16 protein-coding genes, 1 tRNA gene and 1 pseudogene are annotated in these 24,043 nt (G+C 60.8%); 12 read left to right on the plus strand and 6 right to left on the minus strand.

Going from position 1 to position 24,043, the window contains the following annotated elements; translation table 11 throughout:
* Window positions 1–93 precede the first annotated feature (93 nt).
* From KGB29_RS15540 to KGB29_RS15555, 4 genes are all read left to right on the plus strand, one after another.
* A complete protein-coding gene (locus tag KGB29_RS15540) occupies window positions 94–1,746 on the plus strand; it encodes a VRR-NUC domain-containing protein (protein WP_223616451.1) in 1,653 nt (550 codons plus the stop codon).
* The gene (locus tag KGB29_RS15545) at window positions 1,743–4,022 is read left to right on the plus strand and encodes an ATP-dependent DNA helicase (protein WP_223616452.1); all 2,280 of its coding nucleotides are present in this window, start codon (window positions 1,743–1,745) and stop codon (window positions 4,020–4,022) included. The genes KGB29_RS15540 and KGB29_RS15545 overlap by 4 nt, the downstream gene beginning before the upstream one ends.
* Window positions 4,023–4,147: 125 nt before the next feature.
* Window positions 4,148–5,050: a zeta toxin family protein gene (locus KGB29_RS15550; protein ID WP_150813007.1), complete on the plus strand. Its 903-nt coding sequence runs from the start codon at window positions 4,148–4,150 to the stop codon at window positions 5,048–5,050.
* Between the two features lie 100 nt (window positions 5,051–5,150).
* Window positions 5,151–7,067 (plus strand): PAS domain-containing sensor histidine kinase, encoded by a 1,917-nt coding sequence (locus KGB29_RS15555; protein ID WP_150813008.1) that lies wholly within the window; start codon window positions 5,151–5,153, stop codon window positions 7,065–7,067.
* On the opposite strand, the gene KGB29_RS15560 is transcribed toward KGB29_RS15555, so the two are convergent.
* The gene (locus tag KGB29_RS15560; RefSeq protein WP_150813009.1) at window positions 7,045–8,403 is read right to left on the minus strand and encodes a cation:proton antiporter; all 1,359 of its coding nucleotides are present in this window, start codon (window positions 8,401–8,403) and stop codon (window positions 7,045–7,047) included. The two genes, KGB29_RS15555 and KGB29_RS15560, sit on opposite strands and share 23 nt — an antisense overlap.
* 199 nt (window positions 8,404–8,602) lie before the next feature.
* Window positions 8,603–9,757 carry a MalY/PatB family protein gene (locus tag KGB29_RS15565; protein WP_057714808.1) on the minus strand — a complete coding sequence of 385 codons (1,155 nt, stop codon included), beginning with the start codon at window positions 9,755–9,757 and terminating at the stop codon, window positions 8,603–8,605.
* 298 nt (window positions 9,758–10,055) lie between these two features.
* On the opposite strand from KGB29_RS15565, the gene fdnG reads away from it, so the two are divergent.
* The 7 genes from fdnG to KGB29_RS15600 all read left to right on the plus strand — a co-directional run bounded on the left by fdnG (window position 10,056) and on the right by KGB29_RS15600 (window position 19,150).
* Window positions 10,056–13,121 carry a formate dehydrogenase-N subunit alpha gene (fdnG, locus tag KGB29_RS15570; protein WP_150813010.1) on the plus strand — a complete coding sequence of 1,022 codons (3,066 nt, stop codon included), beginning with the start codon at window positions 10,056–10,058 and terminating at the stop codon, window positions 13,119–13,121.
* The gene (gene fdxH / locus KGB29_RS15575) at window positions 13,122–14,057 is read left to right on the plus strand and encodes a formate dehydrogenase subunit beta (protein WP_057714811.1); all 936 of its coding nucleotides are present in this window, start codon (window positions 13,122–13,124) and stop codon (window positions 14,055–14,057) included.
* Window positions 14,054–14,719: a formate dehydrogenase subunit gamma gene (locus KGB29_RS15580; protein ID WP_057714812.1), complete on the plus strand. Its 666-nt coding sequence runs from the start codon at window positions 14,054–14,056 to the stop codon at window positions 14,717–14,719. The genes fdxH and KGB29_RS15580 overlap by 4 nt, the downstream gene beginning before the upstream one ends.
* A gap of 3 nt (window positions 14,720–14,722) precedes the next feature.
* On the plus strand, window positions 14,723–15,649 hold the full coding sequence (gene fdhE, locus KGB29_RS15585) for a formate dehydrogenase accessory protein FdhE (protein ID WP_150813011.1): 927 nt from the start codon (window positions 14,723–14,725) through the stop codon (window positions 15,647–15,649).
* A gap of 51 nt (window positions 15,650–15,700) precedes the next feature.
* Entirely contained in the window at window positions 15,701–17,131 is a 1,431-nt protein-coding gene (gene selA / locus KGB29_RS15590) for an L-seryl-tRNA(Sec) selenium transferase (RefSeq protein WP_150813012.1), read from the plus strand.
* Window positions 17,128–19,035 (plus strand): selenocysteine-specific translation elongation factor, encoded by a 1,908-nt coding sequence (gene selB, locus KGB29_RS15595; protein ID WP_150813013.1) that lies wholly within the window; start codon window positions 17,128–17,130, stop codon window positions 19,033–19,035. The genes selA and selB overlap by 4 nt, the downstream gene beginning before the upstream one ends.
* A gap of 19 nt (window positions 19,036–19,054) precedes the next feature.
* A tRNA-Sec gene (locus KGB29_RS15600) sits at window positions 19,055–19,150 on the plus strand.
* A gap of 143 nt (window positions 19,151–19,293) precedes the next feature.
* Here the strand turns inward: KGB29_RS15600 and KGB29_RS15605 are convergent.
* The 3 genes and pseudogenes from KGB29_RS15605 to KGB29_RS15615 all read right to left on the minus strand — a co-directional run.
* Window positions 19,294–19,389, minus strand: a pseudogene (locus KGB29_RS15605) (type II toxin-antitoxin system RelE/ParE family toxin); the annotation flags it as partial.
* Complete coding sequence (locus KGB29_RS15610; RefSeq protein WP_102670266.1) at window positions 19,382–19,627, minus strand: type II toxin-antitoxin system ParD family antitoxin; 246 nt, start codon at window positions 19,625–19,627, stop codon at window positions 19,382–19,384. The pseudogene KGB29_RS15605 and the gene KGB29_RS15610, both read right to left, overlap by 8 nt.
* 170 nt (window positions 19,628–19,797) lie before the next feature.
* Window positions 19,798–21,117 (minus strand): OprD family porin, encoded by a 1,320-nt coding sequence (locus KGB29_RS15615; RefSeq protein ID WP_150813014.1) that lies wholly within the window; start codon window positions 21,115–21,117, stop codon window positions 19,798–19,800.
* 264 nt (window positions 21,118–21,381) lie between these two features.
* Here KGB29_RS15615 and KGB29_RS15620 point away from each other — a divergent pair, with 264 nt between their 5' ends.
* Window positions 21,382–22,113 carry a hypothetical protein gene (locus KGB29_RS15620; protein WP_150813015.1) on the plus strand — a complete coding sequence of 244 codons (732 nt, stop codon included), beginning with the start codon at window positions 21,382–21,384 and terminating at the stop codon, window positions 22,111–22,113.
* A 350-nt stretch (window positions 22,114–22,463) separates the two neighbouring features.
* Here the strand turns inward: KGB29_RS15620 and KGB29_RS15625 are convergent, their stop codons facing one another.
* Window positions 22,464–23,954, minus strand: coding sequence for a DUF1254 domain-containing protein (locus KGB29_RS15625; protein WP_150813018.1), 1,491 nt, complete (start codon window positions 23,952–23,954; stop codon window positions 22,464–22,466).
* Window positions 23,955–24,043 lie beyond the last annotated feature (89 nt).

Raw genomic sequence — 24,043 nt, forward strand, 5'->3', positions numbered from 1 at the left:
CGCGCCGCCATTTATCCTTTTCCGATTGCGCCACGCAGGCTAGAACTGGTATCTGTATGCATAACCAGTATCTCTCGCCATGGCCATTTTCCAGTGACCGCAAATCCCCTCGACGATCCGTTCTACTACTTAAACAACTTCATGCAAGTGCTTGATTGGCTTGAGCAGCGCTTTGCCGATGTGCTGAGCGTCGACGAGCAGCGTTTCATTCATGAGTTTAAGCGCTTACCCCGTGAGTCGCAGGCACTGCTGGTCAGAATGGTCATGCGCAAGGGTGTTCATTTCAGGGCGAGCAAACTGCACTATGACGAAATCGGCGATACCGGCTGCGCCGTCGGGCCGCTGTTAGCGCTCGGCTGGGTCGATGAGCGAATGCCGTTGGCGGTCGAAGCGCTGTTCGAGGTGCTGCTCAAGGGTGAAATCCTCCAGGCCTTTGGCCCGGTCATCGATCAACCCAAAGGCAGGAAAGCCGATTGGTTGCCGGCGCTATGCGAGCAGTTTCCCCAGGTGCAAAGCTTCAACGACTGGTGTCCGACCCTGGACGAGCGCCTGTTCAGCCTGACCATCATGCAATTGTGCGATCGCCTGCGCCTGATGTTTTTCGGCAACCTGTATCAGGACTGGTCGGAGTTCGTATTGGCCGACCTCGGTATCTACACCTACGAAAAAGTCGAATTCTGTGCCGAGTTCCGTGGCTTGCGCAGCCGCGAAGACGTGGATGCCTGCGTCCTCCTGCACGCATACCAGCAACAATTCGAGGCCGGTGAAGCGCTGGAAGAGGTGGCCGAGCGGATCAAGGACCTGGCGCTGGACAATCCGTGGTTGCAACGCCGGCGCGGCAAGCTGCTGTTCCAGATGGCCCAGTACTGCGAACGCATCGCGGATTTCTCCATGGCCCTGAACCTGTACCGCGAATGCGCTTTTCCCGGCGCGCGTGCGCGGCTCATTCGCGTGCTGGAACGCAGCGGCCAGTTTGAACAGGCGATGGACCTGGCCGTGGAGGCCGAACAGGCACCGCAAAGCGCCGCGGAACACCAACAGTTGCTCCGCGTCCTGCCACGTCTGCGGCGCAAGCTCGGCGGGCCGCCCATCAAGCGGGCAGCGCCTCGGGAAATGCAGCGCCTGGACCTGCAATTGCCCAGGACAGACCCGGCATTATCGGTGGAGTTCTATGTTCAGGCGCATCTGGCGCAAGATTCGGCGCCGGTGCACTACGTGGAAAACAGCCTGGTCAATTCACTGTTTGGCCTGCTGTGTTGGCCCGCGATCTTCGCGCCTTTGCCGGGGGCTTTTTTTCACCCGTTCCAGCGCGGGCCGGTGGATTTGCTCAGCGAAGACTTCCATGTCCGCCGGGCCGAACCGTTTCAGGCTTGCCTGGCCGAACTCGACGACGGGCGCTACCGGCAGACCATCCGCGAACGTTATGCCGCCAAGTGGGGCGTGCAGTCGCCGTTCGTGTATTGGAGCGTGCTCAGCGAAGAGTTGCTGGAGCAAGCCCTCGATTGCCTCCCGGCCGAGCACCTCAAGCACTGGTTCAACCGCCTCTTGCTGGACATCAAGGCCAATCGCGCCGGCATGCCGGACCTGATCCAGTTCTGGCCGCAGCAAAAGACCTACCGCATGATCGAGGTCAAGGGCCCGGGCGATCGCCTGCAGGACAACCAGTTGCGTTGGCTGGAGTTCTGCCATGAGCACCAGATGCCGATCGCCGTGTGCTACGTGCAATGGGCGGAGCAGGACGATTGAGCTACAGCATTGCGGTGCGGGCGCTGTGCGAGTTCACCGCCAAGGCCGGCGACCTCGACCTGCGCTTCACGCCGTCACCGACCGCGCTGGAAGGTATCGTCGGGCACCGTACGGTGGCCTCGCGGCGCAGCGAGGGTTACCAAAGCGAAATTGCCCTTGAGGGCCAGTATCAAACCTTGACGGTCAAGGGCAGGGCGGATGGCTATGACCCCGGGCAAAACTGCCTGGAGGAGGTCAAGACCTACCGCGGCGACTTGAGCAAACAACCGGCCAACCACCGCCAATTGCATTGGGCCCAGGCCAGGATCTACGGCTGGTTGATGTGTCGGAAACTGGACCTCTCGCGGATCAATCTGGCACTGGTGTATTTCGACATCGTCAGTGAAAAGGAGACCTGCCTGGTCGAGTCTTTCGACGCCATCGAGCTGCAACAGTTCTTCGAACGGCATTGCGCGCAGTTCCTGCAATGGGCCGAACAGGAAGTCGCCCATCGAGAAGGGCGCAATCTGGCTGCGCAGGGCCTGGCCTTTCCCCATGCCGGCTTTCGACCGGGGCAGCGTCATCTGGCCGAATCGGTGTTCAAGGCCGTCAGCACGGGGCGCTGCCTGATGGCCCAGGCGCCCACGGGCATCGGCAAGACCCTGGGTACCTTGTTCCCCATGCTCAAGGCGCTGGCACCGCAGCAACTGGACAAGGTGTTCTTCCTTACGGCGAAAACCCCGGGGCGGCAACTGGCCCTGGATGCCGCGCACGTGATGCTTGCCAGCGCCGATGCGCCGCCGTTGCGGGTGCTGGAGATGATCGCCCGGGACAAGGCCTGCGAACATCCGGACAAAGCCTGCCACGGCGAGTCCTGCCCACTGGCCCGGGGGTTCTACGATCGCCTGCCCGCCGCACGGCAGGCGGCCAGTCAACTGAGCCTGTTGAACCAGAGCGCCTTGCGCGAGGTCGCCCTGGCGCACGATGTCTGCCCGTATTACCTGAGCCAGGAAATGGCGCGTTGGGCCGACGTGGTAGTTGCCGACTACAACTATTATTTCGATTTCAGCGCGTTGCTGTTCGGTCTGACCCAGGCCAACAACTGGAAGATCGCGGTGCTGGTCGACGAAGCCCACAACCTGGTAGAGCGCGGCCGGCAGATGTACAGCGCCAGCCTCGACCAGGCGACCTTCAACGGCGTGCGCAAAACCGCCCCCGAAGTGCTGAAAAAACCGATGCAACGGGTCAACCGCGAGTGGAATGCCCTGCATAACGCGCAAACCGGCGCCTATCAGGCCTATGACAAAGCGCCGGAAAAGCTCCTGCAGGCGCTGTCATCGTCCAGCGCCAACATCGGTGACTACCTCAACGATCACCCTCAAGGCCTGGATAGCGCACTGCAGGGATTTTACTTCGACATGCTGCACTTTTGCCGGGTCGCCGAACTGTTCGATGAGCAGTTCCTGTTCGACATCAGCAAGCGCGACCTCGAGCGCCGGCGCAACCTCTCGCAACTGTGCCTGCGCAATGTAGTCCCCGCCGGCTTCATCCGCCCGCGCCTGACCGCCGCGCGTAGCACGGTGCTGTTTTCCGCGACCCTCAGCCCCCGGCACTATTACGCCGATTTACTGGGAGCGCCGCAGGACACGGTGTGCATCGACGTCGAGTCGCCGTTTCACGCCGATCAACTGCAAGTGCACATCGTCGACCAGATCTCCACGCGGTTCGTTCATCGCCAGTCCTCTCTCGAACCGATCGTGGACTTGATCGCCAGACAGTTCTGCAAGCGCCCCGGCAATTACCTGGCGTTTTTCAGCAGTTTCGATTACTTGCAGCAGGTGGCGCAGTTGTTGGCCGAGCGGCACCCGCGGATCAAACTGTGGTCGCAATCCCGTGGCATGGGCGAGGCACAACGCCAGGACTTTCTCGACAGGTTCACCGAAGACGGCGAGGGCGTCGGCTTTGCAGTGCTCGGCGGTGCGTTCGGCGAAGGCATCGATTTGCCCGGCGCACGGTTGATCGGTGCGTTCATCGCCACCCTGGGGCTGGCCCAACTGAACCCGGTCAACGAGCAGTTGAAACAGCGCATGGCTGCGATTTTCGGCGCTGGCTACGATTACACCTACCTGTTTCCCGGCGTACAGAAAGTGGTTCAGGCCGCTGGACGGGTCATCCGTACGCAACAGGATCAAGGGGTGGTGATGTTGATCGACGACCGTTTTGGAGAGCACAAGGTCAGGCAATTACTGCCGCGCTGGTGGTCGATTGCACCAACGAATTCTCGCTCTGCGCTGTAGGAGCTTTTACCTTTAAAAACAAATACATACCTTGATTAAAACAACGAATTGAACAATCAACGCCAGCACGCTTTATTGGAACGGCTAGATATCACAACCCAATTCTTTGATAAGGAAATCAAGGTATGTCAGAAGCACCGAAATACAACTATTCCTCAGACGACGTGATCAAGGCGTTCGACGAGATCTACCCTACGCTCTTCGTCGGCAAAACTGCTGAAGCCACCCCAAAGTTGCTGATCACCGCCGGAGTGGAGGGCTCGGGCAAGACTTACTTGTTGGAAAAGAGCTTGCTGCCATCCGGGAATTACGGGAACTACATTCGACTGTACCTGCCCGAATATCGAAAAAAACACCCGAATTACGCCGACATGATCAAACTCGGCGTTTTGCACGCCTACGAACATACAGAAGCGTTTGCCAGGGAGCTCGGTGAGAAAATCTTCGCCAACGCGCTTTCTCAAAGATGCAACATCATCATGGAGTGCGCGTTCGATGACATCGGTTTTGCCGGATTGGCAACATTTGTTCCCGGGTATCAACTCGAAGTCCATGTCGTGGGCTGCAATCACGCGTTCGCCCATCTGTCCAGCATCAAAAGAACATTCTCCAGCCTGAAAAATCAGGAGTTGGAACGGTTTGTCAGCTATTCGAGACTCGAGAAGAGCATCAGTAACGCCCCGGCGGTTCTCGTTGCGTTCGAGTTCATCGCAAAGACGGTGAGCGGCTCGCAAATTTTCTTGTACGAGCGTGGTCTGGGCACGCTTAGCGAACGGGTACTGCGCGCTCATAGCGCCTATACCCTGGACGCAAATGGGAATCTGAACGAAGCTTCAACGCTGCAGCCATATGCCTACAGCGCCTATGACACAATCCTCAGGAGGTCCGTCTATTCGAGGGAGGAGCGTGACGAAATGGTCAGGGAATGTCATCTACAGCTGCTTAAAACCAGTCAATATGACAAACAGGTTCCCGATTTCGTCTACAACGAGCTTTATTCCTACATCACCAAATACGTGTATCGCTAAGCCAGGATTGCAGGCGATGAAGCAAACTGCCGCAGTCATGGCTTTCCAAATTGGCAGTTTGTCTCATACTCCAGAAAAACAATCATGACGCGAGAACTCAATGAGCGAGGATCGAAACAGGCCGAATACCGTTGAGGACAAGCGCTTTCGCCTGTTGATCGATGCAGTGATCGACTATGCGATCTACATGATTGATCCCGACGGCATCATTACCAGCTGGAACGCCGGCGCCAGGCGTTTCAAGGGCTACGAGGAGGCCGAGATCCTCGGTCAGCATTTCTCGCGCTTCTACACCGATGACGATCGCCGTGCCGGCTTGCCCCAGAGGGCACTGGACACGGCGATTCGTGAAGGGCGTTTCGAGGGCGAAGGCTGGCGGGTGCGCAAGGACGGCACACATTTCTGGTGCCATGTGGTCATTGATCCGATCTTCGACCCATCGGGTACGTTGCTCGGTTTCGCCAAGATCACCCGGGACCTGACCGATCGCAAAATGGCCGAGGAAATCCTCAAGCAAAGCGAGCAGCAGTTTCGCCTGCTGGTGCAGAGCGTTACCGACTATGCGATCTACATGCTTTCCCCGGACGGCCGGGTGAGCAACTGGAACCCCGGCGCCCAGCGCATCAAGGGTTACTTGCCGGAAGAGGTCATTGGCCGGCATTTTTCGATGTTCTACACCCCGGAGGATCGCGATGCCCGCGAGCCACAACGGACGCTGGATATCGCCGTTCGTGAAGGGCGCTTTGAAAACAAGGGCTGGCGGGTGCGCAAGGATGGTACGCGGTTCCTCGCCCATGTCATCGTCGACCCGATCTGGGGCGACACCGGCACATTGCTCGGTTTTGCCAAGATCACCCGGGACATCACTGAAGTCACCCAGGCGCAGCAGGCGCTGGAGCAAACCCGTGAGGCCTTGTTCCAGGCGCAGAAAATGCAGGCCATCGGCCAGCTCAGCGGCGGGATCGCCCACGACTTCAACAACCTGCTGACGGTGATCCTCGGCAATCTGGAAATCGTGCGCAAACGGGTGACGGATGACCCCAAAATAACCCGCCTGATCGACAACGCCACCCAAGGTGCCTTGCGCGGTGTATCCCTGACCCAGCGCATGCTGGCGTTTGCCCGACGCCAGGAGCTCAAGTCGGTACCTGTGCGGATACCGGCGTTGGTGGAAGGCATTTCCGGGCTATTGCGCAGCTCCCTGGGGCCTTCGGTGAAAGTCGAAACACGCTTTCCCGAGGATCTTGAACCGGTGATGGCGGACATCAATCAACTGGAACTGGCCGTACTGAACCTGGCGACCAATGCCCGCGACGCCATGCCCCACGGCGGGACCATCATCTTCAGTGCCAGGACCGAGGAGGTCACCGGCGGCGCCTCATCCCTGGCCGCGGGGCGTTATGTCTGCCTGAACATTGCCGATACCGGCGAGGGCATGGATGAAACCACGCTGGCCTCGGCGATGGACCCCTTTTTTACCACCAAGGGCGTTGGTAAAGGTACGGGCCTGGGGTTATCGATGGTCCACGGTTTTATCGAGCAATTGGGTGGGCGCTTCATCCTCAAAAGCAACAAGGATCAGGGTACGACGGCCGAGTTGTGGTTGCCGGTTGCCACCCGGGGTTCGGTGGCTGAGCCTGTAGCGCAAACGCAGACCGTGGAAGTGCCCCGCCTGTGCGTACTGGTGGTGGACGATGACAGTCTGGTGTTGACCAGCACCAGTCTGCTGCTCGAGGACCTCGGGCATCGGGTCATCAGTGCGGCTTCCGGAGCCAGGGCGCTGGAGCTGTTCGGCAGTGAACCGGATATCGATCTGGTGATCACCGACATGGCCATGCCACAGATGAGTGGCGCGCAACTGGCCAACGCCATCAGGCTCATGCGACCGAGCGTGCCGATCATCCTCGCCACCGGTTTTGCCGAACGCCTGGAAGGCATTGCCGCGCGTCTACCTCGTTTGTCGAAACCCTTTACCCAGCTCAACCTGGTGGAAGTCATTGCCTTGGCGATGAAGTGACGCGGCGGTTACGCCGTTCATAGCGGGCAAGCATCGGCTGGGTGCTGATTCCGTGGACCAGAATGCTCAGGGCGACCACCGAGAGCGTCAGGTCGGCACACACCGTTGCCACTGAAGGCAGCAGATCGTGGTTCAAGGCATAGAAAAGGTAGTAGAAACTCCCGATGCCGCGAATTCCGAACCAGCCAATCAACCAGCGTTGCGGGCCATTGAGCAGCGAACCCCATGGCATCAGCCAGACCGTCAGCGGGCGAATCATCCCGAACAGCACCAACGCGACCAGCAACGCCCGCCAGTCCCAGTGCGCGATCAGCACAATACCGAGCAAGGTGACCAGAAAAACTTCCATGGCCCGTTCCACCAGGCTGCCGAACGACAGCATGTCGCCCATCATGATCCCGGCGGCGACTTGCGTGTCTTCCAGGTGCTCCACATTGCCGAGCACGGCCGCCTCGGGTTCGACATGCTGATGACCGACCACCGCTTGAACCAGGTGTTCGGCCGGTGTGTGGGCGTCACTGCTTGTCCTGACCTCGGCCCGACGCAAGCCCAGGCCGGCGGCAAACACCGAGAGGAACCCGTAACCGCCGATGGTTTCGGCCATGACGTACGCCAGTGCGATCAAGGCCAGGGCAAGGTAGTCATTGGGGGAAAACGTGCTGTCGGCATTCTTGATGCGCATGAACAACGTCAGGTGACCAATACCGCGCCCCATCCAGTAACCGGTCAGCAGTCCGGCGGGCACGCCCCACAACAGGCGCTTGAAAAACCAGTCATCCAGACCGCTGCCAAAGCTGCCGTTTTGCTGCAAAAACAACAGTCCCAGAATCACGAACGGGAAAGCGATTCCGTCGTTCAGTCCTGCTTCGCCCGAGAGCCCGAACCGCACCGGATCATCCTTGGCGTCATTGACCTGAACCAGCGAGGCCAGGACCGGATCGGTCGGCGCCAGTATCGCCCCGATCAGCAGCGACGGCCCCCACGCCAGTCCGAAAGCGAAATGCAGCAGCAGGCAGACGCCGACAATGGTCAGCACCATCACCGGTCCCGCCAGGACGAACGCCACTCGCCATCGGCGATCACGAAGAGGAGGTCGCAGCTTGAGCCCGCAGACAAACAATGAAAACAGCACCGCGACTTCCGTCAGGTGCTCGATCCAGAACGCTGCCTCCTTGATATCCAGCCTGAGCATACCCAGGCCCGCCGGCCCGATGGCGATGCCCAGGACCAGGCACACCGCCGAAGTGGTGACCGGCATCCAGCGCAGGTACGACGAAGTCAGTGCCAGGGTCAGCAACACCGCGCCCAACACCGCCACCCAGGCAACGAAACTCATGGCTCAGATCCCGAAACAACCGTCAGTGCAGGGCTATAGGCTGTTGAGCATTGAAGGGCTGCATCGGTTCAATTATTACCTGCAGGAGTGAGACTGCTCGCGATAGCGCCGTGTCAGGCAACATCATTGCCGACTGACAGGACGCCATCGCGAGCAGGGTCACGCCCACAAGGGGATAGGCTATGGCTAGAGGGGCGGGTCAGGCCTTGAGATGGCGCAAACTGCGCTCCATCCGCGCAATGCCTTCTTCCAGCAGCGACCGTGGGCAGCCGAAGTTCAGGCGAACGAACTGCTTGCAGCCATCGCCGAAGTCCAGGCCGGCGCTCAAACCCACCTTGGCCTGTTCGAGGAAAAACTGCTGCGGGTCGTCCAGCCCCAGTGCCGTGCAGTCGAGCCACGCCAGGTAGGTGCTTTGCGGCAGGTTCATGGTGATGCCCGGCAGGCGGGTGTGTACGGCCTCGGCCAGGTAATCCCGGTTGCCTTGCAGGTAGACCTTCAGCTCGGCAAGCCATGGTGCGGCTTCGCTGTAGGCGACGCGGGTGGCTTCCATGCCCAGCGGATTGACGCTGTCGACCATGCCGCAACGGGCGTGGTTGACCTTCTCGCGCAGGTGGCGGTCCTGGATGATCATGAACGAGGTCTTCAGGCCGGCGATGTTGTAGGCCTTGCTCGCCGACATCAAGGTGATGGTGCGCTGGGCGACCTGTGGGCTCAGGGTCGCCATCGGAATGTGCTGGCGACCGTCGAAGCACAACTCGGCGTGGATCTCGTCGGAAATGATCCAGGCATCATGCTCAAGGCAAATGTCGGCAATGGCTTGCAGCTCTGTGCGGGGGAAGGCCTTGCCCAGCGGGTTATGCGGGTTGCTCAGCAGCAGTGCGCCACCACCTTGCAGCGACTGGCTCAGGGTATCCAGCGGCGTGGTGTAGGTGCCGTCGGCTTGCGCATCGAAATTCAGTTCGACCTTGTTCAGCCCCCAATGCCCGGGCGCATGACGCAGCGGTGGGTAGTTCGGCACCTGCACAACGACATTCTGTGGCGCCTGCACCAGTGCCTTCAGTGCCATGTTGAAGCCGGACTCGACGCCCGGCAGGAAAATCAGCTCCTGGGGCTCGACGCGCCAGGCGTACTTGTTCCAGAGGTCGGCAACGATTGCCTCGCGCAGGTCATCCTGGGCCACGCTGTAGCCGACCATCGGGTGTTCCAGTCGTTTTTGCAGGGCCTGGATGATCATCGGCGGCGCGGCGAAATCCATGTCGGCGACCCACATCGGCAACACATCGGCGGGGTAGCGGCTCCACTTGGTGCTGCCGGTGTTGTGGCGGTCGAACACCTGATCAAAATCGAAAGTCATGCGGGGTCTCGTAACGGCAGGGTTAATCATGCCCGCCATGATAAGCGCCAATCCTTGTAGGAGCGAGCCTGCTCGCGAAGGTGTGTCAGATACGGTGATGTCTACTGACACACCATCGCGAGCAGGCTCGCTCCTACAAGGATCTTCACCGCCCGATGGATTTGCCCGACGGTCGGTTTTCACACAGAACGTCAACCGGTTGACTACAGTTTCAAGTGTCGGCAGCCAGACTGCCCAGACCGTGGTTGTTCGAAAAAGCCCGGCCATGTACCGGGTTCCACCTGATCAGGAGTGCACGATGGATCTCAGCCGTCGTCAGTTCTTCAAGGTCGCCGGCATCGGCCTTGCAGGCTCTAGCCTGGGTGCGTTGGGCATGGCCCCGACGCTTGCCTTTGCCGAACAGGTGCGTCACTTCAAGCTCGCCCACACCCATGAAACCCGCAACACCTGCCCGTATTGCTCGGTCGGTTGCGGCTTGATCATGTACAGCCAGGGCGATATGGCGAAGAATGTCGCGCAAAACATCATCCACATCGAAGGTGACGCCGACCACCCGGTCAACCGCGGCACCCTTTGCCCTAAAGGCGCAGGCCTGCTGGACTTCATTCACAGCCCCGGCCGCCTGCAATACCCGCAGGTGCGCAAACCCGGCAGCACCGAATGGACCCGCATCTCCTGGGATGAAGCCCTCGATCGCGTCGCCGACCTGATGAAGGCCGACCGCGACGCCAACTTCATCGAGAAGAACGCCCAGGGCCAAACGGTGAACCGCTGGCTGACCACCGGTTTCCTCGCGGCATCGGCGGCGTCCAACGAAGCCGGCTACATCACCCACAAGGTGGTGCGCAGTCTCGGCATGCTGGGGTTCGATAACCAGGCGCGTGTCTGACACGGCCCGACGGTGGCAAGTCTTGCCCCGACGTACGGCCGTGGTGCCATGACCAATACCTGGACCGATATCGCCAACGCGAATCTGGTCCTGGTGATGGGCGGCAACGCAGCAGAAGCGCACCCGTGCGGCTTCAAATGGGTGACCGAAGCCAAGGCGCACAACAAGGCGCGGCTGATCGTGGTCGACCCGCGTTTTACCCGGACCGCCTCGGTGGCCGACTATTACGCGCCGATTCGCACCGGCACCGACATTGCCTTCATGGGCGGGCTGATCAATTACCTGCTGACCGAGGACAAGATCCAGCACGAATACGTGCGCAACTACACCGACGTGTCGTTCATCGTCAAAGCCGGCTATGGCTTCGAGGACGGGATCTTCAGCGGCTACGACGCGGCCAAGCGCCTCTACACCGACAAGTCCGGCTGGGGCTATGAACTCGGTGAAGACGGTTTTGCCAAAGTCGACCCGACCCTGCAGGACCCACGTTGCGTCTATCAATTGATGAAGCAGCATTACAGCCGTTACACCAAGGAACTGGCGAGCCAGATCTGCGGCATGCCGGTCGATGCCATGCAGAAAATCTGGGAGGAGATCGCCACTTGCTCGATACCGGGCAAGACCATGACCATCCTCTATGCCCTGGGCTGGACCCAGCACTCGATTGGCGCGCAGATGATTCGCAGCGCGGCGATGGTGCAACTGCTGCTGGGCAACGTCGGCATGCCGGGCGGCGGCGTGAACGCCTTGCGCGGGCACTCCAACATCCAGGGGCTGACCGATCTGGGCCTGTTGTCCAACTCACTGCCGGGCTACCTCACGCTACCCGGCGATGCCGAACAGGACTACAACGCCTACATCCTCAAGCGCACGCAAAAGCCGCTGCGTCCGGGGCAACTGTCCTACTGGCAGAACTACGGCAAATTCCACGTCAGCCTGATGAAAGCCTGGTACGGCGCCAACGCCACGGCCGAGAACAACTGGGCCTACGACTACCTGCCGAAACTGGACATTCCCCAATACGACATCCTCAAGGTGTTCGACCTGATGGGGCAGGGCAAGGTCAACGGCTACCTGTGCCAGGGCTTCAATCCTATCGCTGCACTACCCGACAAGAACCGGGTGATGGTGGCGCTGGCCAAGCTGAAATGGCTGGTGGTGATGGATCCGCTGGCCACCGAAACCTCGGAGTTCTGGCAAAAGGTCGGGCCGTATAACGACGTGAACAGCGCCGACATCCAGACCGAAGTCATTCGCCTGCCCACCACCTGCTTTGCCGAAGAGGACGGTTCGCTGGTCAACAGCAGTCGCTGGCTGCAATGGCACTGGAAGGGCGCCGACGGACCGGGTGAAGCGCAGACCGATATCCGCATCATGAGCGAGCTGTTCATACGTCTGCGTCAGCGTTATCAGGCCAGTGGCGGCAAATACCCCGACCCGATGCTCAAACTGTCGTGGCCGTACAAGATCCCCGAGGAACCTTCGCCGGAAGAGCTGGCCAAGGAAATCAACGGCTCCGCCACCACGGACTTCGCCGACGCGACGGGCGCGGCGATCAAGGCCAATGCGCAACTGGCCGGGTTCGGCCAGCTCAAGGACGATGGCAGTACCGCGTCCGGTTGCTGGATTTTCTGTGGCAGCTGGACCGAACTGGGCAACCAGATGGCGCGGCGCGACAACAACGATCCGTTCGGCATGCACCAGCATCAAGGCTGGGCCTGGGCCTGGCCGGCCAACCGGCGGATCCTTTACAACCGCGCCTCGGCGGACCTGCAAGGCAAGCCGTGGGATCCGAAAAAACGCCTGGTGTGGTGGAATGGCAAAACCTGGGCCGGCACCGATGTGCCGGACTACAAGGCCGACGTGCCGCCGGAAGCGGGGATGAATCCGTTCATCATGAACCCCGAGGGCGTGGCACGATTCTTCGCCGTCGACAAGATGAACGAAGGCCCGTTCCCCGAGCACTACGAGCCGTTCGAGACGCCGATCGGCATCAACCCGCTGCACCCGCAAAACAAGAAAGCCACCAGCAACCCGGCGGCGCGGATCTTCGATTCGGTGTGGGATTCCCTCGGCGTGGCCAAGGATTACCCGTACGCCGCGACCAGTTACCGGCTGACCGAGCATTTCCACTTCTGGAGCAAGCATTGCAAGCTCAACTCGATTACCCAACCGGAGCAGTTCGTCGAGATCGGCGAAGTGCTGGCCAAGGAAAAAGGCATCGTCGCCGGCGACCGGGTGCGGGTCAGCAGCAAGCGTGGCTTCATCGAAGCGGTAGCGGTGGTGACCAAGCGGATTCGTCCGCTGCAGGTCAACAACCAGGTGGTGCACCAGATCGGCATTCCGTTGCACTGGGGGTTCACCGGCCTTACGCGCCACGGTTACCTGACCAACACCCTGGTGCCGTTCCTCGGCGATGGCAACACCCAGACCCCGGAATCCAAGTCATTCCTGGTCAACGTGGAGAAAGTCTAAATGGCCAGCCAAGACATCATTGCCCGCTCGGCCACCACCACACCTGCGCCCTCGGTGCGCGGCATGGAGGAAGTCGCCAAGCTGATCGACACCACCAAATGCATCGGCTGCAAGGCCTGTCAGGTCGCCTGCTCGGAATGGAACGAGTTGCGTGACGAGGTCGGCCATAACCATGGCACCTACGACAATCCTCAGGATCTCACCGCAGAAACCTGGACATTGATGCGTTTCACCGAGCACGAGACCGACGCCGGCAATCTGGAATGGCTGATCCGCAAGGACGGCTGCATGCATTGCGCCGAGCCCGGCTGCCTGGCGGCATGCCCCAGCCCGGGGGCGATCATCAAGCACGCCAATGGCATCGTCGATTTCGATCAGGATCATTGCATCGGTTGCGGCTATTGCATCACCGGGTGTCCGTTCAACATTCCACGAATCTCGCAAAAGGATCACAAGGCCTACAAATGCACCTTGTGCTCGGACCGGGTGGCGGTAGGGCTGGAGCCGGCCTGCGTGAAAACCTGCCCGACCGGTGCCATCGTGTTCGGCTCCAAGGACGACATGAAGGAACATGCGGCCGAGCGTATCGTCGACCTCAAGAGCCGGGGTTTTGAAAACGCCGGCCTGTACGACCCCGAAGGCGTTGGCGGTACCCACGTGATGTACGTGTTGCACCACGCCGATACGCCAAGACTGTACGCCGGCTTGCCCGATCACCCGGCGATCAGTCCGTTGGTAGGGCTGTGGAAGGGCATCAGCAAACCCCTGGCACTGTTGGCCATGGGCGCGGCGGTGCTGGCCGGGTTCTTCCACTACGTGCGCGTCGGTCCGCAAATCGTCGAAGAGGATGAACATCCGGAGCCGCCGGACAACGCCGTGCACGAAGTCGATCCATCGGTGCACACCTTCGATCCCCGAGGGGAGGGCAGGCCATGAGCGACAAGACGATCCTGCGCTACACCAGCAACCAGCGCACCAATCACTGGCTGGTGGCGATTCTGTTCCTCATGGCCGGGTTGTCAGGGCTGGCGCTGTTCCACCCGGCATTGTTCTGGCTGAGCAACCTGTTCGGCGGCGGGCCATGGACGCGCATCCTGCACCCGTTCATGGGCGTGCTGATGTTCGTGCTGTTCCTCGGCCTGGTGTTTCGCTTCTGGCGCGCCAACTACTTCATCGCCAATGATCGCCTGTGGCTAAGGCGCATCGACCGGGTGATGAAAAATGAAGAGGAGGGCGTCCCGCCCATCGGCAAATACAACCCCGGGCAGAAGCTGCTGTTCTGGACTTTACTGCTGTGCATGCTGGTGCTGTTGTTCAGCGGGCTGGTGATCTGGCGTGCGTACTTCAGCGAGTATTTCGGCATCACCACGATACGCTGGGCGATGTTGCTGCATGCGCTGGCCGGTTTCGTGCTGATCCTGAGCATCATCGTGCACATCTACGCCGGCATCTGGATCAAGGGTTCGGTCAGCGCCATGTTGCACGGCAGGGTCAGCCGCGGCTGGGCCAGGAAACACCACGAACTCTGGTATCGCCAAGTGACTCAAGATGAGACCCGCGGCGAAGCGCCCAAACGACCGATCACCAAAAAGGGCTGACATTTGCCAACCATCCTTGAACCCGGAGAAATCGAAGCGGCGGCCAGTTCGCCGCCGTTTCTGTACATGCCACCGCATAACCTGTTCAGCCTGCGTGCCCAGCGCCTGGAAACGCTGGCCGAAGGGCACCCGATGGCCGATTACCTGCGCCTGATCGCCGGGTTGTGCCGGGTGCAGCAACAGGTGCTGGACGACCCGCCGCCAAGCGACCCCCTTGACCGACAACGCATCGAGTTGTGCCAGCAACACGGCTTGCCGCCGTTCGCGGCCGACAGCCTGGCGCGCGAAGACGATTGGCAGCCATACCTCGATGCCTTGCTGCAGTGCTATAGCGCGCCGTCACAATCCGCCGTGGCCGATGCCGTGGACACCTTGCGCCTGGCCGGTGCCGGGCAACGTCGCGCCTGGGCGGTGGCGCTGGTCAGTGGCCAGTATTCGCTGGTGCCGGCGGCGCTGGTGCCGTTTCTCGGTGCGGCGCTTCAAACAGCCTGGAGCCACTGGCTGTTGAGTACGCCGAACCTCGCGCTAACTCCGGGCGACAGCCTCAGCCAGTGCCCGGCCTGCGGCTCGCCGGCCATGGCCGGGGTCATCCGTCATCGCGGCAAGCACAACGGCTTGCGTTATCTGGTCTGCTCGCTGTGTGCCTGCGAGTGGCATGTGGTGCGGGTCAAATGCGTGTATTGCGAACAGAGCAAAGGCCTGGAATACCTCAGCCTTGAAGATGATCGCCATGCCGCCAACCAGGCGCCGTTGCGCGCCGAAGTCTGCCCCGGTTGCAACAGTTATCTGAAGTTGCTCTATCTGGAGAACGATGCGGACGCCGAAGCGTTGTCGGCAGACCTGTCCAGCCTGATGCTCGACATGCGCCTGACCCAGGACGGTTATCAGCGTCTGGCACCCAATCTGTTGCTGGCGCCGGGAGACGAGTAACCGCAGCGTCTACACTCTGGCGCGAGGGCCATTCGTTTTCAGGAGCGCCAGATGTCTGCACGCAGTGCCAGCCAACCCCTGCGTCTACCTTCCATCGACAGTTTGTTGCGTCACCCGGCGTGCCGGCCGTTGGCCGAGCGCTATGGACGCGACGCCTTGCTGGGCGCCTTGCGGCAATTGCTGGATGAACTGCGCGAAGGCGTACGGCAGGGTTTGCTCGAACCTGTGGAAGTCAGCGACGACGTGCTGGCGGGCAGGGTCGGCGAGCGATTGGCAACCGAGCATCGCAGCCATGTGCGTCGGGTGTTCAACCTCACCGGCACGGTCTTGCACACCAATCTCGGCCGGGCGCTATTGCCCGAGGAAGCGATTGAGGCGGTGCAAATGGCCGCGCGCTATCCGCTCAACCTTGAGTTCGACCTGCGCAGCGGCAAGCGCGGAGATCGCGACGACCTGATCGAAGGCTTGATCCGCGAATTGACCGGCGCCGAAGCGGTGACCGTGGTCAACAACAATGCCGCAGCAGTGCTCTTGACCCTTAACAGCCTGGGCGCGCGCAAGGAAGGGATTATTTCCCGGGGCGAACTCATTGAAATCGGCGGTGCCTTCCGCATTCCCGACATCATGGCCCGCGCCGGGGTAAAGCTGGTTGAGGTCGGCACTACCAACCGCACCCATGCCCGTGACTACGAGACTGCCATCGGCCCGCGCAGCGGCTTGATCATGCGCGTGCATGCAAGCAACTACAGCATTCAAGGCTTCACCACGAGTGTGGCGACGGCTGAACTGGCGCAAATTGCCCACCAACATGGACTGCCGTTGCTCGAAGACCTCGGCAGCGGCAGTCTGCTGGACTTGACCCGCTGGGGTTTACCGGCAGAGCCGACGGTGCGTCAGGCCCTGCTCGATGGCGCGGACATCGTCACCTTCAGTGGCGACAAGCTGCTCGGCGGACCACAGGCCGGGTTGATTGTCGGCCGCAAGGAATTGATCGCCAGGATCAAGAAAAACCCGCTCAAACGTGCGCTGCGTGTCGACAAAATGACCCTGGCGGCCCTGGAAGCGGTGCTGGGTTTGTACCGAAACCCGGACCGACTGGCCGAGCGTTTGCCGAGCCTGCGCCTGTTGACCCGGCCACAGGCCGAGATTCTCGCCCAGGCCGAGCGTTTGCGGCCGGCGCTTGCCCAAGTGCTGGGTGACGGCTGGAGCGTCAGTGCCATGCCGGCACTGGGCATGATCGGCAGCGGCAGCCAACCGGTGGCGAGGCTGGCCAGCGCAGCGCTGTGTCTGCGCCCGCTGACGTCCAAGCGCTTGCGCGGGCGCTCGCTGTTGACGCTGGAAGAAGCCTTTCGCGACTTGCCGATTGCGGTCCTGGGGCGCATCGACGATGACGCCCTGTGGCTGGACCTGCGGCAACTGGACGACGAGCCGGCATGGCTGGCGCAACTCGGACAATTACACGTGGAGGGCCGGGCAGGGTGATTGTCGGCACCGCAGGGCATATCGACCATGGCAAGACAGCGCTGCTCCAGGCGCTGACCGGTCAGGCGGGTGACCGGCGCCGCGAAGAGCGTGAGCGCGGCATGACCATCGACCTTGGCTACCTGTATGCCGAGCTGGAGGCGGATGCGCAGCTGACCGGATTCATCGACGTTCCCGGCCATGAGCGCTTCACCCACAACATGCTGGCCGGAGCGCAGGGCATCGATCTGGTGTTGCTGGTGGTGGCCGCCGATGACGGGGTGATGCCGCAGACCCACGAGCACCTGGCGATTGTCCAGTTGCTGGGCATCCCCCGGGCACTGGTGGCGATCAGTAAGTGCGACCGGGTCGACAGCGCCCGGGTGCAGATCGTGCGTGAGCAGGTCCGTACCTTGCTGGCGCCCGGAGCGTATGCCGATGCGCCGCTGATTGCGCTGTCGAGCGTGACCGGCGAGGGCATCGAAACCTTGCGCCAACAATTGCTGCAAGCCCAGCGTGAAGTACAGCAGCGCAGCACCGAAGGCGGTTTTCGCCTGGCGATCGATCGGGCTTTCAGCGTGGCCGGGGCCGGTATCGTGGTGACCGGCACGGCACTGTCCGGCCAGGTCGCGGTGGGCGATACCCTGCTGTTGGGGCCACAGGGCAAACCGGTGCGCATTCGCGGCCTGCACGCGCAAAACCAGGCTGCCGACCACGCTTTCGCCGGCCAGCGCGTGGCCTTGAACCTGAGTGCCGAACGGCTGGCCCTGGAACACATCCATCGCGGCCACTGGTTACTCGCCGAAGGCCTGTATGCGCCCACCCGGCGCCTGGACATCGACATGCAACTGCTGGCCGGCGAACCCCGGGCTTTCGAACACTTTCAACCGGTGCACGTGCACCTCGGCACCCAGGACGTGACCGGGCGCGTCGCCTTGCTGGAAGGCACCAGCCTGGCGCCCGGTGGACGGATGTTTGCGCAACTGCTGCTCAACACAGCGGTGCATGCAGTGAAGGGTGATCCGCTGATCCTGCGTGACCAGAGTGCCCAACGAACCCTGGGTGGCGGCCAGGTGCTCGATCCGTTTGCCCCGGATCGGCAACGCCGCAGCCCCGAACGTCTGGCGCAACTGGGTGCGCTGGCGAACAGTGCCGGGCTAGAACATGTTTTGCCGGCGTTGCTGGCCCACAGCGACACCGGACTCGATCCGCAGCGTCTGGAGCGGCAGTTCAACCGATCGCGCAGCAGTTGGGTGTTGCCCGCTGACGTGCGCCTGATCGATACCCGTCAAGGCCCATTGCTGTTCAGTGCAAGTCGCTGGGAATCCTTGAAAGCGCCCTTAGTGGATCAGCTCGCGCATTTCCATCAACTCGAACCGGATCAGATGGGGCCGGACCGGGATCGCTTGCGTCGATTCATCGGCAGGTCGCTGGAACGCCCAACGTTTATCAGCCTGCTCGACGAGTTGTTGGCCAGCGGCGACATCGCCAGCAGTGGCCCGTGGTTGCACCTGCCCGAACATCAGGTGCGTTTGAGCGAAGAGGACGAAACCCTGTGGCTACAATTGCAGCCGCTATTCGAACAGGCCGGATTCGACCCGCCCTGGGTGCGCAACCTGGGACATGACGAAGCCAGCGTCCGCGCACTGCTACGCAAGATGGCGCGCCTGGGCTTGTTGCACCAGGTGGTACGCGACCTGTTTTACACCGACAGCATGATTCGCCGATTGGCGGCTATGCTGTTGCAACTGGCGGACGCCAACCCGGTGATTCAGGTGACGGCGTTTCGTGATGCGGTGGGCCTGGGGCGCAAGCGCAGCATTCAGATACTGGAGTATTTTGACCGTGTCGGCCTGACCCGGCGCTTTGGCGATCGTCGGCAGATTCGCCTGGACAGTGCGCTGGCCCAGCGAAATGAGCTTTGATTCAGAGGCAATCATTCAAGGAAGGCAATCGCGCCCGGTGGCGCGGCCGGGCTTCAAACCCGGTTGGGGACGGCATCCGTTCCCGGGCAGGTTCGACTCCGGCTGCCTTCCGCCAATCAACCCCACACGTTCTGACTCAACCGAATCCCCTGTGGGAGCGAGCCTGCTTGCGATGGCAGTTGGTCGAAGCAACACATTCGTCCAGTTTTTACACGGGGGTTGTGAAATGGATCGTCAGAAATTGCGCTGCGCTTCCATGCGATTGGCCTGATCCAGGCCCCACTGGCGAGCGGTATAACTCCAGATTGCCTCAAGGTCACCCTCTGCGGCAGGCGTCAGACGATATTCAGCCATGCGCGGTTAACATTCTCTGTTTGAATGCAACAGGATCGAATGGGCGAGGCTTTCCGCTGGATTCACCTTCCCGAAGGGCGGAACGGATCGTTTCGAGTTCAGCGCTGCGCTCCTGTTCACGACGGATCAGATCGCGAATGTATTCGCTGTCGTTGGTGTAATGGCCCGCTTCTATCTGCGCTTTGATCCAGTTGTCTTGCTGGTCAGTCACGGTGATGGTTTTTCGTACGGTTCCCATGAATGTGCCTCCACGGAGATGGTCGACTGCGTGCAAGCCATCATACTATTGATGCGGTTTCGAGCAGCCGGGGCACTATTGCAAACCTTCCAATCCGAACAGAATTTACAGCTTTGCGGCAAGCCCGCTCCAACAATTGAATACATTCCAAACATTGCCGCGTGGTTTGCTCAGAACTCCAGCGGGTACTCAATCACTACATATATCCGGTCTATGTCATCACCCGCCTGCGCCTCATTGGCCCGATGCGAAACGTGTGACACCTGTACCGACAGGTCCTTCGCCGCCCCCGTTTGGACGATGTACTTCAAATCAATGTCCCGTTCCCAATGCTTGCCGCCATCCCCTTGTTGCGGCACGAAGGCGCCGGTCGCCGGGTCGAACGGGTTGTAGGCCCCGCCTTGTGGTGCATGGGTGCCGTCGATCTGGTCGCCGGTGACGTAGCGGGTCATGAACTTCAGGCCGGGTATCCCGAAGGCAGTCAGGTCCAGTTCGTAACGAACCTGCCAGGAGCGTTCGTGGGCGCCGTTGAAGTCGGCGTACTTGATCGAGTTGGCCAGGTAGATGGAATCGCCACCGACGAAATCGAATGGCGTATCACCGTCGACTTTCTGATACGCCAGGGTGAAACCATGGGCGCCCAGCGCGTATTTACCGGACAGGCTGTACGCCGTGTTGTCGATGGCGCCGGCCAGCGCCTGACCAGTGTCCCTGGTGTGATAGAGGTTGGCGTCGAGGAACACCCCGGACTGCTTGAAGTGCAGGTTGCCGTAGTACTGATGCCAGGTGTCGGTCAGATCCGAGGCATACAGGGCGCCGCCAACCGGGCTTTGGGTAAACAGATCGGCGCCGACAAACGAAATGCCGCCGGCCTCGGTATTGGCGCCATAACCGAAAAAGTTGCCCTTGCCTGAAGCACTGTCCTGATTCTTGAATGCCGTGAAGTGACCGGCTTGCAGGTTCATGCCGTCGATTTCGCGGCTGTTGAGCAGAAAACCTGTGGCGTACTCCGGTTGCAGGCGTTTGTCCGCGGTATCGAACACCGGGGATTCGACCTCCATTTCGCCAAACGCCAGGGTGGTGTTCGATGCCTTGAGCTTGATCGCGCCGCCACCGCTGGAGTAATTGCTTTCGCTACGACCGTCACTGCCCACGGGCAGCAGACCGGTTCCGGAATGGCCTTTGCCACCGTCGAGTTTCAATCCAGCAAAGGCATGGGCATCGAGACCGAAACCAACTGTCCCCGGCGTGAAACCGGATTCAAAAGCGCTGATAAAACCTTGAGCCCATTCGGCTTTGTAGCTTTTTCCGGTCGGCAAGGGGGATCGATAGTCGCTATTCAGATAAAAGTTTCGACTGAGCACGCCAAGGGTTGAGCCCTCGAAAAATCCTTCTGCGCCTTGCGCCGATTCCTCGGCCGGTGCGTGGTTGGCCAGCAGGCAGAAAAACAGGGCAACAGGCGCCCTGAAGTCTTGCAGGGAAAGGATCATCAATGGGTCACCAAAGGGGCAGGGTTATGCCAGGTTCTGCCTTTGCAATGGCCATGACACTGTCCTTACTTGGGGGGAGTGAGGTGGTCATGGTCACGTAGATCGGGTCGGGAGTATTGAATCGGTGTGCTGTCTTTGATACCTGGTGCGCAAAGTGGCTAGAACCCCCAATTGGGCTGTCCATCGGCACGGCCCTGCAAGCGGTCGGCTATCGATTATTCTGGTAATGAGGCAAGCGCTGCCGGCCGAGGAGGGGACGCAATCATGTCTGCACAGGATCGAGAACTGCTGGACCAGGTGCTTGCCGCCCATGGCGGCCTGATGCGCTGGAACAGTTTCAATAAGGTCTGCGCCACGATCGTCACCGGCGGCTCGCTCTGGGGCATGAAAGGGTTGACCCAGGACAGCGCGCCACGCCAGATGACCGCGTGGCTGCATGAACAAAGAGCCTCGGTGAAACCCTTCGGCGCACCGGAGCAATTCACGGCCTATACGCCGAACCGAATCGCTATCGAGAATACCGCGGGCAAGGTGATTGCCGAGCGCCATGCGCCCCGGGCATCCTTCAAGGGCCATGGGGAACACACGGCGTGGGACCCGTTGCACCGGGCCTACTTCAACGGCTATGCGATGTGGTCCTACCTGACCATGCCCTTCCTGTTCACCTTGCCGGGAGTAACCTGCGAGGAAATCGAGCCCCTGCAAGAGGGGGCCGAACTCTGGCGGCATTTGCGGGTGCATTTTCCCGACAGCATCGCAACCCACAGCACCATCCAGGACTTCTATTTCGGCGATGACTTTCTGCTGCGCCGCCACGACTACAACGTCGATGTGAGCGGCGGCATGCCCGCAACCCAACTGGTTGGTGACTACGTCGAAGCCGACGGATTGCGCATGCCGGGCAAGCGGCGAGCCTATCGACGCAAGATCGATGGGCAGGTCAACAAGGAGGCGTTGCTGGTGTCGATCGACTTGAGTGAGATCCATTACTCGTAGCAAAAAGTCGTGTCTTGGCGTAAACCGGCGGAGCGCGAAGCCAGCCATCGTGTCCTGTGGGAGCGAGCTTGCTCGCGATAAGGCCGGCACATCCAGCATTGATACTGGCTGACACTCCGCCATCGCGAGCGAGCTCGCTCCCACCTTTGTTTTGTGGTGTGACAAGCATTTGTGGGCGTCACTGAAACCTGTGGGAGCGAGCTTGCTCGCGATGAGGCCGGCACGTCCAACATTGATATCGGCTGACACTCTGCCATCGCGAGCAGGCTCGCTCCAACAGGGTTTAGGGGGTTTCCATGCCGCCAAAATGAAATGAGCGCCACCCGGACGCTCATTTTTTCAGATCCTGTTCATTTGGTTTTCACCACCGCCGGTGGGGTCCAGTCACCGTCGAGGACATCGGCTTGCGGCCAGTAGGCGCGGATGTACAGCGAGAATTCGGCACCTTTGGGCGAGGGCAGCCAGTTGCTTTCCTTGTCCTTGCCCGGTGATTCACTTTGCACGTAGATGGTCAGCGAGCCGTCAGGATTGGTTTGCAGGGATTTGTTCTTGGTGCCGATGGAGTAACGCTTGAGCTCGTTCGGCGAGAAGAAGTGCTGTTCGTTGTACAGCGTCAGCGACCAGAACCCCCTGACTGGCGGCAGCTTGCCTTTGGCGAACGTGACGCTGTAGCCGTACCGGCCGTTGAGGCGCAGGCCGTTCTCATCCAGGTCCTGGTAGAAGTATTTGGTCTCTTTCTGCTGGTTCACGAATATGTTCGAACGCGCGACGGCGGTACGGGTGAAATAGTCGGTGCCGAACGCTGCACCGTTGCTCACGGTGCTCCAGTGATTGGGCAATTGCAGACCGTAGTTGCGGAACTGCAACAGCGGGTCGATCACTTCGCTGTCGGCCTTTTTCGCCTCGTCGATCATCGCGGCGCGAAGTTGCGGGTCGGCCTTGGCGATAGCCGCGAGGGCGGCCATTTGCGCGTAGCGGGCTTCTTCCCCCGGCAATGGCTTGGCGTCCTTGAGCAGGGCCGGCAGCTCATCGAAGAACTTCTCCGGCACCACCCACCTGGTTTCGGCATTGCCTTCAGAAGCCTGGGCCGGGAATTTCGGCAGCCTGGCCCAGTTGCGCTTCTTCATCTTGCCGTCGTATTGCGACAGCGGGTACATGTCGATGCCCGACAATGCGGGTTGCACAGCCTGACGATCGGCGGCGGTATCGTCCTGAAATACCCGAGGGATCACGAACCCGGTGTTCGTACGCGCCCGGTACACCCGCTTGATGCCGGGCGGCACCTTGCCGTTCCAGTCCGGGCCGACCAACAGGTAGAAACCCGGTTGGGTGTTATACATTTTGCCCATCTCGACGAAGCTGTCCGAACGCAGGTCCACCACCTGATACACCCAGAATCGGCCGTCGAAGTCCGGCACTTGCAGCACCACCGGCTCAATGTCCAGGGCGATGCTGCCGGCGCCGTACACCACGTCCTGGTTCTGACAGGCCACCAGCCGCTCGGCCGGGTCGATGTAGTCGCTGAGCATCGACAGCCGATTGATCGGGGCCACGGGTACGATGCCGCCCATCAAGCCGGGTTCCGGCAAGTTCTTGAAGGCCTGGCGACGATTGAAGATATTGGCCATCGGCCAGGCCCAGAAATACGCCTCGCGCGCCATCATGCGCACATACGGTTCGGTTACTTTGGTGCCGGCGACAGGGCCTGAGACAGGGCTGGCGACCGGAGCGGCAACAGTGACTTGCGCTGCGTAACCCGGCGTACTCAACAGGGCTGCGGTTGTGACCGTACTGGCGAAAGTCAAGGCGAGGAGGGCATGACACCGGGGTAAACGATTCATGAAGCGTCCTTACTTGTCGGCAGTCACCGAATGCAGGTGATTCGCTCTCAAGATAGCTCATCCTTTACCCCAGTGCTGTTCAGCGCAGG

Source organism: Pseudomonas sp. BF-B-30 (genome assembly GCF_019956305.1).
Classification (GTDB): domain Bacteria; phylum Pseudomonadota; class Gammaproteobacteria; order Pseudomonadales; family Pseudomonadaceae; genus Aquipseudomonas; species Aquipseudomonas jessenii.